This window comes from Bacillus sp. PS196 (assembly GCF_037963555.1).
GTDB classification, from domain to species: Bacteria; Bacillota; Bacilli; order Bacillales; family Bacillaceae; genus Bacillus; species Bacillus subtilis.
Genome location: NZ_CP150159.1, coordinates 2,541,038 through 2,555,353, shown reverse-complemented (window position 1 = coordinate 2,555,353; position 14,316 = coordinate 2,541,038). Strand labels below are relative to the sequence as shown.

Sequence of the window (14,316 nt, the reverse complement as noted above, 5' to 3'; positions counted from 1 at the left end):
TTAATAGTAGGAGTGATAGATTGTGACAGATAAAGAAAAGCGTTTAGAGAGGCAATCGAGAATACGGAATTTCTCTATCATTGCCCATATTGACCACGGAAAATCGACCTTAGCGGATCGTATTTTAGAAAAAACGTCGGCAATCACTCAACGAGAAATGAAAGAACAATTGCTCGATTCTATGGATCTTGAACGTGAGCGGGGCATAACCATTAAATTAAACTCTGTTCAGCTTAAATATAAAGCAAAAGACGGAGAAGAATATATCTTTCATCTAATCGATACGCCGGGACACGTCGACTTCACGTATGAAGTATCCCGAAGCCTTGCTGCCTGCGAGGGAGCGATTCTTGTCGTGGATGCAGCCCAGGGGATTGAAGCGCAGACGCTCGCCAATGTCTACTTAGCGCTTGACAACGATCTTGAAATCCTTCCGGTCATCAATAAAATCGACCTTCCGAGCGCCGAGCCCGAACGTGTGCGCCAAGAGGTAGAAGACGTTATCGGCCTTGACGCATCAGAAGCCGTGCTTGCTTCAGCAAAAGCCGGTATCGGGATTGAGGAGATTTTAGAACAAATCGTAGAAAAGGTGCCAGCTCCGACCGGAGATCCGGAGGCGCCGCTCAAAGCGCTGATCTTCGACTCGCTTTATGACGCCTACCGCGGTGTCGTGGCTTATATCAGAGTCGTTGAAGGAACGGTAAAGCCGGGACAAAAAATCAAAATGATGGCAACCGGGAAAGAATTCGAAGTAACAGAGGTGGGCGTGTTCACGCCGAAAGCAACTCCGACAAATGAACTGACGGTCGGTGATGTAGGCTTCCTGACTGCCTCAATCAAAAATGTCGGTGACACACGTGTCGGTGATACAATAACGAGCGCTGCCAATCCTGCAGAAGAAGCGCTGCCGGGATACCGCAAGCTAAACCCGATGGTGTACTGTGGTTTGTATCCGATTGATACAGCGAAGTATAATGATTTAAGGGAAGCTCTTGAAAAGCTTGAGCTGAATGATTCCTCCCTTCAATATGAAGCGGAAACTTCGCAAGCGCTTGGATTCGGGTTCCGCTGCGGATTTTTAGGCATGCTTCACATGGAGATCATTCAGGAGCGAATTGAGCGTGAGTTCAACATCGACCTGATTACGACAGCGCCAAGCGTTATCTATGACGTGTATATGACAGACGGCGAAAAGGTCGTTGTCGACAACCCGTCCAACATGCCGGATCCTCAAAAGATCGAAAGGGTTGAGGAGCCATACGTAAAAGCGACGATGATGGTGCCGAATGACTATGTCGGCGCTGTAATGGAGCTTTGCCAAGGAAAACGCGGCAATTTCATTGATATGCAGTATTTAGACGCAAACCGTGTCAGCATCATTTATGATATGCCATTAGCGGAAATCGTATATGAGTTTTTTGATCAGCTGAAATCAAGCACTAAAGGCTATGCGTCCTTTGATTATGAACTGATCGGCTACAAACCGTCCAAGCTTGTGAAAATGGACATTATGCTGAATGGTGAAAAAATCGATGCCCTTTCCTTTATCGTGCATCGTGATTACGCATATGAACGGGGAAAAGTGATCGTTGAAAAACTGAAAGAACTCATTCCGCGCCAGCAGTTTGAAGTTCCGGTACAAGCCGCAATCGGCCAGAAAATCGTGGCCCGCTCCACCATAAAAGCAATGCGTAAAAACGTATTGGCTAAATGTTACGGAGGGGACATCTCGCGTAAACGGAAACTTCTTGAAAAACAAAAAGAAGGAAAGCGCCGTATGAAGCAGGTCGGCTCAGTTGAAGTGCCGCAAGAAGCATTTATGGCAGTTCTGAAAATGGACGACAGTCCGAAAAAACAATAGAAGCCGCCGCAGTCTTGTACTGCGGCTTCTTTCTGTAAAGAAGGTGAATCCGTTGAAATCAGCTTATATCCATATCCCATTTTGTGAGCATATTTGCCACTACTGCGATTTCAATAAATATTTTATTCAAAGTCAGCCAGTCGACGAGTATTTAAACGCACTCGAACAGGAAATGATAAATACAATAGCAAAAACCGGGCAGCCTGATCTCAAAACAATCTTTATCGGAGGAGGCACGCCGACCTCCCTGTCTGAGGAACAGCTTAAAAAGCTGATGGATATGATCAACCGCGTGCTAAAGCCCTCAAGCGACTTATCGGAATTTGCGGTTGAAGCGAATCCGGACGATTTGTCCGCAGAGAAATTAAAAATATTAAAAGAAGCAGGCGTAAATCGCCTTAGCTTTGGTGTGCAAACGTTCGAAGACGATCTGTTAGAAAAAATCGGCCGAGTGCACAAGCAAAAAGATGTATTCACCTCTTTTGAAAGAGCGCGGGAAATCGGTTTTGAGAATATCAGTCTTGATCTCATGTTCGGGCTTCCGGGGCAAACCCTCAAGCATCTGGAACATTCCATAAACACTGCTTTATCATTGGACGCCGAGCATTATTCCGTTTACTCCCTTATTGTAGAACCGAAAACGGTATTTTATAATTTGATGCAAAAAGGGCGGCTTCATCTTCCGCCGCAGGAGCAGGAAGCTGAAATGTATGAAATGGTGATGAGCCAGATGGAAGCTCACGGCATTCATCAATATGAAATCAGCAACTTTGCTAAGGCAGGCATGGAATCTAAGCACAATCTAACGTATTGGAGCAACGAACAATATTTCGGTTTCGGAGCTGGCGCTCACGGATATATTGGCGGCACACGAACAGTGAACGTCGGACCTGTTAAGCATTACATTGACCTGATAGCTGAAAAGGGTTTTCCGTACAGAGATACACATGAAGTGACAACAGAAGAACAGATTGAGGAAGAAATGTTTTTAGGTTTGAGAAAAACAGCCGGTGTCAGCAAAAAACGATTCGCAGAAAAATACGGCCGCTCCCTGGATGGACTTTTCCCAAGCGTGTTAAAAGACCTCGCTGAAAAAGGGCTGATTCACAATTCGGAGTCTGCCGTTTATTTGACTCATCAAGGGAAATTATTAGGCAATGAAGTTTTTGGCGCTTTTTTGGGTGAGTTATAATTGACATTTTTCTTGTGGTTTGATACTTTTGTTATAGAATTAGCACTCGCTTATTGAGAGTGCTAACAGAGGTGATGATGATGTTAACAAATCGTCAGCTGCTGATCCTACAGGTTATAATCAACGATTTTATTAAATCGGCACAGCCGGTGGGATCAAGAACTCTTTCGAAAAAAGATGAAATCACATTTAGCTCTGCAACAATAAGAAACGAGATGGCTGACTTGGAGGAATTGGGCTTTATTGAAAAAACCCATTCATCCTCAGGACGTGTTCCGTCAGAGAAAGGGTATCGGTACTATGTTGACCATTTGCTGTCACCCGTCAAACTGACGAAAAGCGACCTGGACCAAATCCACTCGATCTTCAAAGAGAAAATTTTCGAGCTGGAGAAGACAGTTCAAAAATCAGCGCAAATTTTGTCCGATCTGACGAATTACACATCCATCGTACTCGGGCCGAAGCTGAGTGAGAATTACCTTAAACAGATTCAAATCATTCCGATTCAGCCTGATATGGCGGTAGCGATTCTCGTTACCAATACGGGGCATGTGGAAAACAAAACGATTAACTTTCCGACCAAAATGGATCTGTCTGATATTGAAAAACTGGTAAATATACTGAACGACCGTTTAAGCGGCGTTCCAATGGATGAACTGAATGAGCGCATATTTAAAGAAGTTGTCATGTACCTAAGACAGCACATTAAAAACTATGACAATATACTCGACGCGCTTCGTTCAACCTTTCATTCCACAAATCACGTTGAAAAGTTGTTTTTTGGCGGGAAAATCAATATGCTGAACCAGCCTGAGTTCCATGATATCACCCGAGTTCGGTCGCTGCTTTCATTAATTGAGAAAGAACAGGATGTTTTAAAGCTGGTTCAATCCCCGCACACGGGAATTTCGATTAAAATCGGAAAAGAAAACGACTATGAAGAGATGGAAAATTGCAGTCTGATTACGGCTTCTTATTCCGTAGACCAGAAGCAGATCGGCTCAATTGCGATTATCGGCCCGACCCGCATGAATTATTCCAGGGTTGTCAGCCTGCTTCAGCATGTGACTTCGGACTTGTCAAAAGCATTAACAAGTCTGTATGATGAATAAGGGAATTTTGGCAAATTTTATCGAAGGGCAGCACCTGTCCTTCTCCTTACACTTTGAGGGAGGTGAACACAATGTCAGAAGAAAAACAAACCGTTGAACAAAACGAAACAGAAGAGCAAGAAATCATTGAAGAACAAGCTGCCGCTGATGAACATCAGGAAGAAACAAATGAAAGCGAACTTCTTCAAAACCAAATTAACGAATTGCAAGGTTTGCTTGAGGAAAAAGAAAACAAACTTTTGCGTGTTCAAGCAGACTTTGAAAACTATAAACGACGCAGCCGTTTAGAGATGGAAGCGTCCCAAAAATACCGTTCTCAAAATATCGTGACTGATTTACTGCCGGCTCTTGACAGCTTTGAACGAGCGCTTCAGGTTGAAGCCGACAATGAACAGACGAAAAGTTTGCTCCAGGGAATGGAAATGGTCCACCGTCAGCTCGTAGAAGCCTTGAAAAAAGAAGGCGTCGAAGCCATCGAAGCTGTAGGGCAGGAATTTGATCCTAATCTGCACCAAGCTGTTATGCAGGCTGAAGACGAAAACTACGGCTCAAACATTGTTGTTGAGGAAATGCAAAAAGGCTATAAGCTGAAGGATCGCGTCATTCGCCCTTCCATGGTCAAAGTGAATCAATAATTACATAGCAGGAGGTTATTCAAGTGAGTAAAGTTATCGGAATCGACTTAGGAACAACAAACTCATGTGTGGCAGTGCTTGAAGGCGGCGAGCCTAAAGTTATTGCTAACGCTGAAGGAAACCGCACAACGCCATCAGTTGTTGCATTTAAAAACGGCGAACGTCAAGTAGGGGAAGTGGCTAAACGTCAATCTATTACAAACCCTAACACAATTATGTCTATCAAACGTCATATGGGTACTGATTATAAAGTTGAAATTGAAGGAAAGGATTACACTCCACAAGAAGTGTCTGCTATCATCCTTCAACACCTTAAATCATACGCTGAAAGCTATCTTGGCGAAACAGTATCAAAAGCAGTTATCACAGTTCCTGCATACTTTAACGATGCTGAGCGTCAAGCAACAAAAGACGCTGGTAAAATTGCAGGTCTTGAAGTAGAACGTATCATCAACGAGCCGACTGCAGCAGCGCTTGCATACGGACTTGATAAAACAGATGAAGATCAAACGATCCTAGTATACGACCTTGGCGGCGGTACATTCGACGTTTCCATCCTTGAGCTTGGCGACGGTGTATTCGAAGTTCGTTCAACTGCCGGCGACAACCGTCTGGGCGGGGACGATTTTGACCAAGTTATCATCGATCATCTTGTGTCTGAATTCAAAAAAGAAAACGGCATTGATTTATCAAAAGACAAAATGGCGCTTCAGCGTTTGAAAGACGCAGCTGAAAAAGCGAAAAAAGATCTTTCCGGCGTATCTTCTACGCAAATTTCTTTACCGTTTATCACAGCTGGAGAAGCAGGACCGCTTCACCTTGAACTTACATTAACTCGCGCTAAATTCGAAGAGCTTTCTTCTCATTTAGTAGAGCGCACAATGGGTCCTGTCCGTCAAGCGCTTCAAGATGCAGGACTTTCTGCAAGCGAAATCGATAAAGTCATCCTTGTCGGCGGATCAACTCGTATCCCTGCTGTACAAGAAGCAATCAAAAAAGAAACTGGAAAAGAAGCTCATAAAGGCGTAAACCCGGATGAAGTTGTGGCGCTTGGTGCTGCGATTCAGGGCGGCGTTATCACAGGTGACGTAAAAGATGTTGTTCTTCTTGACGTTACACCGCTTTCTCTCGGTATCGAAACAATGGGCGGCGTGTTTACAAAACTGATCGACCGCAACACGACGATCCCAACAAGCAAATCTCAAGTGTTCTCAACTGCTGCTGATAACCAAACAGCTGTTGATATCCATGTTCTTCAAGGTGAGCGCCCAATGTCTGCCGACAACAAAACACTCGGCCGCTTCCAGCTTACTGATATCCCGCCAGCACCGCGCGGCGTGCCTCAAATCGAAGTTTCTTTCGATATTGACAAAAACGGTATCGTAAACGTAAGAGCAAAAGACTTAGGCACAGGAAAAGAACAAAACATTACAATTAAATCTTCTTCAGGTCTTTCTGATGAAGAGATCGAACGCATGGTAAAAGAAGCGGAAGAAAATGCTGACGCTGATGCGAAGAAAAAAGAAGAAATCGAAGTCCGCAACGAAGCAGATCAGCTTGTTTTCCAAACTGAGAAAACATTAAAAGATCTTGAAGGCAAAGTGGACGAAGAACAAGTGAAAAAAGCCAACGATGCCAAAGATGCTTTAAAAGCAGCGATTGAGAAAAACGAATTTGAAGAGATCAAAGCGAAAAAAGATGAGCTTCAAACAATCGTTCAAGAGCTTTCTATGAAGCTTTATGAAGAAGCTGCTAAAGCACAGCAAGCTCAAGGCGGAGCAAACGCTGAAGGCAAAGCGGATGACAACGTTGTCGACGCTGAATACGAAGAAGTAAACGACGACCAAAACAAAAAATAAGTTCTTTTTAGTGTCAGCCCCGCTTCCGGAGCTGACCGAAAAGAACACATTTCATAATCTGATTCAATGATTAGAAAGTCAAAGTCAGGCATCTCTTGGCTTTGACTTTTTTTCTTGCCCGGGATAAAAGGAATTGAAAAATCATAATTCAAAATGATACAATCTAATTTATGTGAGAAATTCGGGAGAGTGAAGCGAGATGAGTAAGCGTGATTACTATGAAGTGCTGGGAGTAAGTAAGAGCGCTTCAAAGGATGAAATTAAAAAAGCTTATCGGAAGCTGTCAAAAAAATATCATCCTGATATTAACAAAGAAGCCGGATCAGATGAAAAATTTAAAGAGGTAAAAGAAGCGTACGAAACGCTGTCAGATGACCAAAAACGTGCGCATTACGATCAATTTGGTCACACTGACCCTAACCAAGGCTTCGGCGGCGGAGGTTTTGGCGGCGGCGATTTCGGCGGTTTTGGTTTCGATGATATTTTCTCAAGTATTTTCGGCGGAGGCACAAGACGGAGAGATCCAAATGCTCCGCGCCAGGGTGCTGATTTACAGTATACGATGACCCTGTCGTTTGAGGATGCGGCTTTCGGTAAAGAAACAACCATCGAAATTCCCCGCGAGGAAACGTGCGAGACATGTAAAGGCTCAGGTGCGAAACCTGGAACAAATCCAGAAACATGCTCCCACTGCGGAGGCTCCGGCCAGTTAAACGTGGAGCAAAATACACCGTTTGGAAAAGTCGTTAACAGACGGGTCTGCCACCACTGTGAAGGTACAGGCAAAATCATTAAAAACAAATGTGCGGACTGCGGCGGCAAAGGAAAAATCAAAAAACGCAAGAAAATCAATGTGACAATTCCAGCCGGTGTAGATCACGGGCAGCAGCTTCGTCTCTCGGGACAGGGTGAACCAGGAATAAACGGCGGCCCTGCCGGGGATTTATTTGTCGTGTTCCATGTACGCGCACACGAGTTCTTCGAGCGTGACGGCGATGATATTTACTGTGAAATGCCGTTAACGTTTGCTCAGGCTGCTCTTGGAGATGAGGTAGAAGTGCCGACGCTGCATGGAAAAGTGAAATTGAAAATTCCGGCCGGTACACAAACAGGAACGAAATTTAGATTAAGAGGCAAAGGCGTTCAAAATGTCAGAGGCTATGGACAGGGTGACCAGCATATCGTCGTCCGCGTCGTTACGCCGACAAATCTGACTGATAAACAAAAAGACATTATCCGCGAATTTGCTGAAGTCAGCGGAAACCTGCCTGACGAACAGGAAATGAGTTTCTTTGACAAGGTAAAACGCGCGTTTAAAGGCGATTAATTATTGGATGAGGAGTTGGTAGTTTTGAAATGGTCCGAATTAAGCATTCACACAACACATGAAGCGGTCGAACCTATCTCAAATATATTGCATGAAGCTGGTGCAAGTGGGGTTGTGATAGAGGACCCGCTTGATTTAATTAAAGAACGTGAGAATGTGTACGGGGAAATCTACCAGCTCGACCCCAATGATTACCCAGATGAGGGTGTCATTGTCAAAGCATATCTGCCGGTTAACAGTTTTCTGGGCGAAACTGTAGACGGCATCAAAGAAACGATTAATAATCTCCTTCTTTACAATATTGATTTGGGCAGAAACCACATCACTATTTCTGAAGTAAATGAAGAAGAGTGGGCGACTGCCTGGAAAAAGTATTATCATCCTGTGAAAATTTCTGAAAAGTTTACAATTGTGCCGACGTGGGAGGAATATACGCCGGTCCATACTGATGAACTGATTATTGAAATGGACCCGGGAATGGCTTTCGGCACAGGGACACATCCGACAACCGTACTCTGCATTCAGGCGCTTGAACGCTTTGTGCAAAAGGGTGATAAGGTGATTGATGTCGGCACTGGTTCGGGAATTTTAAGTATTGCGGCTGCAATGCTTGAGGCTGAATCGGTTCATGCCTACGATCTTGATCCCGTGGCTGTAGAAAGTGCACGCCTCAATCTCAAGCTGAACAAAGTCAGCGATATTGCTCAAGTGAAGCAAAACAATTTGTTAGACGGGATTGAAGGGGAACATGATGTGATTGTGGCCAACATTTTGGCTGAAGTCATTCTTCGCTTTACTTCACAAGCGTACAGCCTGTTAAAAGAAGGCGGTCACTTTATTACGTCAGGAATCATCGGTCATAAAAAACAAGAAGTAAAAGAAGCACTGGAACAAGCTGGCTTTACCATTGTAGAAATCCTTTCAATGGAAGATTGGGTCAGCATTATTGCGAAAAAATAACAGTTAGTAGGTGTCACAGCGTATGCAACGATATTTTATCGAGCTCACGAAGCAGCAAATAGAGGAAGCGCCGGCTTTTTCGATTACCGGCGAAGATGTTCATCATATTGTGAACGTGATGAGAATGAATGAGGGAGATCAGATTATCTGCTGCTCTCAAGACGGCTTCGAGGCAAAATGTGAACTTCAATCTGTTTCCAAAGATAAAGTGTCCTGCCTTGTGATAGAATGGACGAATGAAAACAGAGAGCTTCCTATAAAGGTCTATATTGCGAGCGGCCTTCCGAAAGGAGATAAGCTTGAATGGATTATCCAAAAGGGGACTGAGCTCGGAGCTCATGCCTTTATTCCTTTCCAAGCCGCGCGTTCTGTTGTCAAGCTGGATGACAAAAAGGCAAAGAAAAAGCGGGAAAGATGGACGAAAATTGCGAAGGAAGCGGCTGAGCAATCGTACCGTAACGAAGTGCCGCGAGTGATGGATGTCCATTCTTTTCAGCAGCTTCTTCAAAGGATGCAGGATTTCGATAAATGTGTCGTTGCATACGAGGAGTCATCGAAGCAAGGGGAATTAAGCGCATTCAGCGCGATTGCAAGCAGCCTTCCGAAAGGATCATCTCTATTGATCGTATTTGGTCCCGAAGGCGGTTTAACAGAAGCGGAGGTTGAACGGCTCACAGAGCAAGACGGTGTGACGTGCGGCCTTGGACCGAGAATTTTAAGGACAGAAACCGCTCCGCTATACGCGTTGAGTGCGATTTCTTATCAAACAGAGTTATTAAGAGGTGATCAGTAATGGCAACTGTTGCTTTCCATACGCTTGGCTGTAAAGTCAACCATTATGAAACAGAAGCAATCTGGCAGCTTTTCAAAGAAGCGGGCTATGAAAGAAGAGACTTTGAACAAACAGCTGATGTATATGTCATTAATACATGTACGGTTACAAATACGGGAGATAAAAAAAGCCGCCAAGTGATCAGACGCGCCATTCGTCAAAATCCTGACGGTGTCATCTGTGTCACAGGCTGCTACGCGCAAACCTCACCTGCTGAGATTATGGCGATCCCCGGTGTCGACATTGTAGTTGGAACACAGGACCGTGAAAAAATGCTTGGCTACATTGACCAATACCGAGAAGAACGCCAGCCGATTAATGGCGTCAGCAACATCATGAAAGCAAGAGTATATGAAGAGCTTGATGTGCCTGCTTTCACGGACCGCACAAGAGCGTCATTGAAAATACAGGAGGGCTGCAATAATTTCTGCACATTCTGTATCATTCCGTGGGCGCGCGGCCTGCTCCGCTCCCGCGACCCTGAAGAAGTCATTAAACAAGCGCAGCAGCTTGTTGATGCCGGATATAAGGAAATTGTTCTTACGGGTATTCATACAGGCGGCTACGGCGAAGATATGAAAGATTACAACTTCGCGAAGCTTTTGAGCGAATTAGACACCCGTGTGGAAGGCGTGAAACGGATCAGAATTTCTTCAATCGAAGCCAGCCAAATCACTGACGAAGTGATCGAGGTCTTAGACCGCTCAGATAAGATAGTGAATCATTTGCATATTCCGATCCAATCCGGATCAAACACAGTGCTTAAACGGATGAGACGCAAATATACAATGGAATTCTTTGCAGACCGTTTAAATAAATTGAAAAAAGCACTGCCAGGCTTAGCTGTTACTTCTGATGTCATCGTCGGATTCCCTGGAGAAACAGAAGAAGAATTTATGGAAACCTATAACTTTATTAAAGAACATAAATTCTCTGAACTGCATGTTTTCCCTTACAGTAAACGTACAGGAACACCAGCTGCGCGAATGGAAGACCAAGTGGATGAAAACGTGAAAAACGAACGTGTGCACCGCCTGATTGCTCTTTCTGACCAGCTTGCAAAAGAATACGCTTCTCAGTATGAAAATGAAGTGCTTGAGATTATTCCTGAGGAAGCCTATAAAGAAACAGAAGAAGAGAACATGTTTGTCGGTTACACAGACAACTATATGAAGGTTGTTTTCAAAGGCACGGAAGATATGATCGGCAAAATCGTAAAAGTCAAAATCCTAAAAGCAGGTTATCCTTACAACGAAGGACAGTTTGTCCGTGTGGTTGAGGATGAAATAACTGAACACATGCGTTTGTCTTCTTAACCTAAAAAATCGGTGCATTAAAATGTACCGATTTTTTTATTTAGCCGGGATAAGAAGGTGAATCAATCGGTAAAACAAGTTTGTAAGCGGAAGAAATAAAAGAGCTGTCACCACATTAAATAAAAGGCTGAAATGCGCGATCTTTTGTGCGGGATCAGGTGATAACTGCTCTACAAAGCCGGTCGCTGCGGTCAGAAAAGGCAATACTAGAGCCACCCCTAGCACGTTAAATACCACATGGGCATATGCTGTCTGTTTCGCCGCATATCCGCCGGATACAGCAGCCATGACAGCTGTAATGCATGTCCCGATATTTGATCCGAGTACGACGCTCATCGCCTGTGTCAGTCCGATAATCCCTTCATTCATAAAACTCATCAAAATGCCGATACAGACAGAACTGGAGTGAATGATGGCAGTTAACACCATCCCGATTAGCAAAGCGGACCAGTTTGAATCGTTAACATGATATAGAACGTCGGCTCCCGTTTTCAGCTTCGTCAGCGGCCCGGCAAGATGGCTGAATCCGCTGATGCAAAAGAAGATGATGCCCAGTCCAAGGAAGCTTGTTCCCAGCTGTTTCAAAGGATACCTGCCAGTCAGAAAAAACAATAAACCTCCTATTAAAAGAACCCAAATCAAAATATCCATTTTGATAGCAATAAATTCAGTTGTAAAAGTAGAGCCAACATTTGTCCCCAGAATCATCGGTATCGTCCGCTTAAAAGAAAGAACGCCCGCACTTACAAAGCCGATGACAATGACCATAAAGGCTGAGCTGCTCTGAAGTATCCCCGTAAATACAATGCTGATAAGAAACGCTTTTAACGGATGGTCTGTAAATAAAAGCAAACGTTCTTCAATTTTTGAGTACGCCATTGAAATTAAGCCCTTTCGAAGCATGTTCATGCCTGCGAGAAAGAATAATATAAGAGCAGTAAAGCTAATCAGAATTAACATCCTATTCACCAACCCCTTTCTTTCATTATATAGACAGGCAGTCGCACTCATGACGGAAAAGTGAACTCACTTAGTTGACCTGACTGATGGCTTATATTATAATGTCAAAGTACATGTTTATATGTGTAACTTAAAGGTAGTCGATTGGTGTATTCGGAGGGAGGGAAAGAGAATGTCAAAAACGGTCGTTAGAAAAAACGAATCGCTTGAAGATGCTCTTCGTCGCTTCAAACGCAGTGTATCAAAGACAGGTACTTTGCAAGAAGCAAGAAAGCGTGAATTTTATGAAAAACCTAGCGTAAAGCGCAAGAAAAAGTCTGAAGCTGCTAGAAAACGCAAATTCTAAAAGAGGGTGGATTTATGAGTCTTCTTGAGCGTCTCAACCAGGATATGAAGCTGTATATGAAAAACCGTGAGAAAGACAAACTGACTGTCGTTCGAATGGTTAAGGCTTCACTTCAAAATGAAGCAATTAAGCTTAAGAAAGACAGTTTGACCGAGGATGAGGAACTCACTGTCCTTTCTCGTGAACTTAAGCAACGTAAAGACTCCCTCCAGGAATTTTCAAACGCTAATCGTTTAGATTTAGTAGATAAAGTTCAAAAAGAGCTGGACATTTTAGAAGTTTATTTACCTGAGCAGCTGTCAGAAGAAGAGCTGCGTACAATCGTAAATGAAACCATCGCGGAGGTCGGTGCGAGCTCAAAAGCGGACATGGGCAAAGTGATGGGGGCAATTATGCCTAAAGTAAAAGGTAAAGCTGACGGAAGTTTAATTAATAAGCTTGTGAGCAGTCAACTGTCTTAAATGGCAAAGAAAAGGACATCTTTCTAAGAGAGATGTCTTTTTTTATACATAAAAAAATGAAACCTTTGATACATTTGTTACGTATGAAGAGAAGGCACTTATTATAAAAGGAAGGAGGGATACACCGCCCTTGCTTCAAATCAAAGGATTCCGTGCTGCTCTTTTGAGTATATTTTTGCTTTCTTTATTAGGCGTACAACTGAACGCAAAAGCAGAAAAACAAACTGTTTATGTGATTCCGGTTGAAAAAAATGTCGAACAGGGTCTCGCCTCGTTTTTGTCCCGTTCGTTACAAGATGCAAAGGATGCACATGCAGACCATATTATTCTCGATATCAATACCCCGGGGGGATTGGTCAAATCTGCTATAGATATGGCCGATTTGATAACCGAAAGCGAGATCCCCGTAACTGCATATGTCAACAAACGCGCGTTGTCTGCTGGTGCATATATTGCACTTCAAGCAGATCACATTTATATGGCGCCTGGCGGAAAAATGGGAGCCGCCGCGATTGTTGATGGCCAAGGCAATGCCGCTGACCAAAAAGCTCAATCACTTTGGCTGGCAGAGATGGAAGATGCCGCAGTGAAAAATAACCGCGATCCAAAATATGCGCTCGCAATGGCTGATCCGGATATAGATGCCAAGGAAGTCGGCGCGCCTAAGGGAGATCTGCTGACACTTAACGCAGACAAGGCAATTGAGGTAGGCTATTCAGAAGGCACTGCTGACAATTTGTCCACGCTCGTAAAGAAGCTTGGGTTCGAAAAGGCGCAGATTAGCTACGCAAAGGAGAGCTTTGCGGAAAAGACAGCAAGATGGCTGACGAATCCGGTCATTGTCCCTATTCTGCTGACAATCGCTTTTTTAGGTCTGACGGTGGAGCTTTTTTCCCCGGGTGTCGGCCTCCCTGGAACGGCTGGACTCATTGCGTTATTGCTGTTCTTCTACGGGCATCTCGCAGCAGGCCTTGCCGGGTATGAGACGGTTCTCCTCTTTATAGCAGGGGTGATTCTCATTCTGCTTGAGATTTTTCTTCCCGGAGGAATCATTGGATTACTGGGCTTGGGAGCGATTATTGCGAGCCTGTTTTTAGCCGCGGGGAGCTTCACTGTCATGGCGGTTTCTCTCTTGATCGCCTCAGCTGTTTCGATTACAGCTTTTATTTTACTGACAAGGGTGTTGGGAAAGCGTATGAAATTCTTTAAGAAATTGATATTAAATGATTCTACAAACACGGAGAGCGGCTACGTTTCAAATCAAACGCGCACGGACTTAATGGGAAAAGTGGGTATAACCTTTACACCGCTGCGTCCTTCCGGTACCGTGATTATTGATGATGAACGCCTTGACGTTGTTTCGGAGGGATCGTTTACAGAAAAAGATAAAAAAGTAAAAGTGATTAAAGTAGAAGGCTCACGCATTGTCGTGAGAGAAATTTAAATAGAAACGAG

13 protein-coding genes are annotated in these 14,316 nt (G+C 44.0%); 12 read left to right on the top strand and 1 reads right to left on the bottom strand.

Annotation, left to right across the window (positions count from 1 at the left end):
• Positions 1-22 precede the first annotated feature (22 nt).
• The 9 genes from lepA to mtaB all read left to right on the top strand — a co-directional run bounded on the left by lepA (position 23) and on the right by mtaB (position 11,094).
• The gene (gene lepA / locus NST79_RS13270) at positions 23-1,861 is read left to right on the top strand and encodes a translation elongation factor 4 (protein WP_003229999.1); all 1,839 of its coding nucleotides are present in this window, start codon (positions 23-25) and stop codon (positions 1,859-1,861) included.
• 52 nt (positions 1,862-1,913) lie between these two features.
• Positions 1,914-3,053 carry a radical SAM family heme chaperone HemW gene (gene hemW / locus NST79_RS13265; RefSeq protein ID WP_015714284.1) on the top strand — a complete coding sequence of 380 codons (1,140 nt, stop codon included), beginning with the start codon at positions 1,914-1,916 and terminating at the stop codon, positions 3,051-3,053.
• An 80-nt stretch (positions 3,054-3,133) separates the two neighbouring features.
• Positions 3,134-4,165, top strand: a complete 1,032-nt coding sequence (gene hrcA, locus NST79_RS13260; protein ID WP_003246126.1) for a heat-inducible transcriptional repressor HrcA — start codon at positions 3,134-3,136, stop codon at positions 4,163-4,165.
• 71 nt (positions 4,166-4,236) lie between these two features.
• Entirely contained in the window at positions 4,237-4,800 is a 564-nt protein-coding gene (grpE, locus tag NST79_RS13255) for a nucleotide exchange factor GrpE (protein WP_029317891.1), read from the top strand.
• 23 nt (positions 4,801-4,823) lie between these two features.
• On the top strand, positions 4,824-6,659 hold the full coding sequence (dnaK, locus tag NST79_RS13250) for a molecular chaperone DnaK (RefSeq protein ID WP_004398786.1): 1,836 nt from the start codon (positions 4,824-4,826) through the stop codon (positions 6,657-6,659).
• Between the two features lie 199 nt (positions 6,660-6,858).
• Positions 6,859-7,986 carry a molecular chaperone DnaJ gene (gene dnaJ, locus NST79_RS13245; protein WP_212060338.1) on the top strand — a complete coding sequence of 376 codons (1,128 nt, stop codon included), beginning with the start codon at positions 6,859-6,861 and terminating at the stop codon, positions 7,984-7,986.
• Positions 7,987-8,010: 24 nt separating this feature from the next.
• Positions 8,011-8,946, top strand: coding sequence for a 50S ribosomal protein L11 methyltransferase (gene prmA / locus NST79_RS13240; protein ID WP_004398884.1), 936 nt, complete (start codon positions 8,011-8,013; stop codon positions 8,944-8,946).
• A gap of 22 nt (positions 8,947-8,968) precedes the next feature.
• Complete coding sequence (locus tag NST79_RS13235) at positions 8,969-9,739, top strand: 16S rRNA (uracil(1498)-N(3))-methyltransferase (protein ID WP_212060340.1); 771 nt, start codon at positions 8,969-8,971, stop codon at positions 9,737-9,739.
• Complete coding sequence (mtaB, locus tag NST79_RS13230; protein WP_014114458.1) at positions 9,739-11,094, top strand: tRNA (N(6)-L-threonylcarbamoyladenosine(37)-C(2))-methylthiotransferase MtaB; 1,356 nt, start codon at positions 9,739-9,741, stop codon at positions 11,092-11,094. The genes NST79_RS13235 and mtaB overlap by 1 nt, the downstream gene beginning before the upstream one ends.
• A gap of 36 nt (positions 11,095-11,130) precedes the next feature.
• On the opposite strand, the gene NST79_RS13225 is transcribed toward mtaB, so the two are convergent.
• Positions 11,131-12,054: a Na/Pi symporter gene (locus NST79_RS13225; protein ID WP_044052498.1), complete on the bottom strand. Its 924-nt coding sequence runs from the start codon at positions 12,052-12,054 to the stop codon at positions 11,131-11,133.
• A gap of 172 nt (positions 12,055-12,226) precedes the next feature.
• On the opposite strand from NST79_RS13225, the gene rpsU reads away from it, so the two are divergent.
• From rpsU to NST79_RS13210, 3 genes are all read left to right on the top strand, one after another.
• The gene (gene rpsU / locus NST79_RS13220; protein ID WP_003152957.1) at positions 12,227-12,400 is read left to right on the top strand and encodes a 30S ribosomal protein S21; all 174 of its coding nucleotides are present in this window, start codon (positions 12,227-12,229) and stop codon (positions 12,398-12,400) included.
• A 14-nt stretch (positions 12,401-12,414) separates the two neighbouring features.
• Positions 12,415-12,861: a GatB/YqeY domain-containing protein gene (locus NST79_RS13215; RefSeq protein WP_003230022.1), complete on the top strand. Its 447-nt coding sequence runs from the start codon at positions 12,415-12,417 to the stop codon at positions 12,859-12,861.
• 130 nt (positions 12,862-12,991) lie between these two features.
• On the top strand, positions 12,992-14,305 hold the full coding sequence (locus NST79_RS13210; protein WP_014477376.1) for a nodulation protein NfeD: 1,314 nt from the start codon (positions 12,992-12,994) through the stop codon (positions 14,303-14,305).
• The last annotated feature ends 11 nt before the right edge of the window (positions 14,306-14,316 follow it).

Coding starts and splice junctions, on each gene's coding strand:
- NST79_RS13235 (WP_212060340.1), top strand. CDS start 8,969: ATGCAACGATATTTTATCGAGCTCACGAAGCAGCAAATAGAGGAAGCG.
- grpE (WP_029317891.1), top strand. CDS start 4,237: ATGTCAGAAGAAAAACAAACCGTTGAACAAAACGAAACAGAAGAGCAA.
- rpsU (WP_003152957.1), top strand. CDS start 12,227: ATGTCAAAAACGGTCGTTAGAAAAAACGAATCGCTTGAAGATGCTCTT.
- mtaB (WP_014114458.1), top strand. CDS start 9,739: ATGGCAACTGTTGCTTTCCATACGCTTGGCTGTAAAGTCAACCATTAT.
- NST79_RS13215 (WP_003230022.1), top strand. CDS start 12,415: ATGAGTCTTCTTGAGCGTCTCAACCAGGATATGAAGCTGTATATGAAA.
- NST79_RS13225 (WP_044052498.1), bottom strand. CDS start 12,054: ATGTTAATTCTGATTAGCTTTACTGCTCTTATATTATTCTTTCTCGCA.
- dnaJ (WP_212060338.1), top strand. CDS start 6,859: ATGAGTAAGCGTGATTACTATGAAGTGCTGGGAGTAAGTAAGAGCGCT.
- hrcA (WP_003246126.1), top strand. CDS start 3,134: ATGTTAACAAATCGTCAGCTGCTGATCCTACAGGTTATAATCAACGAT.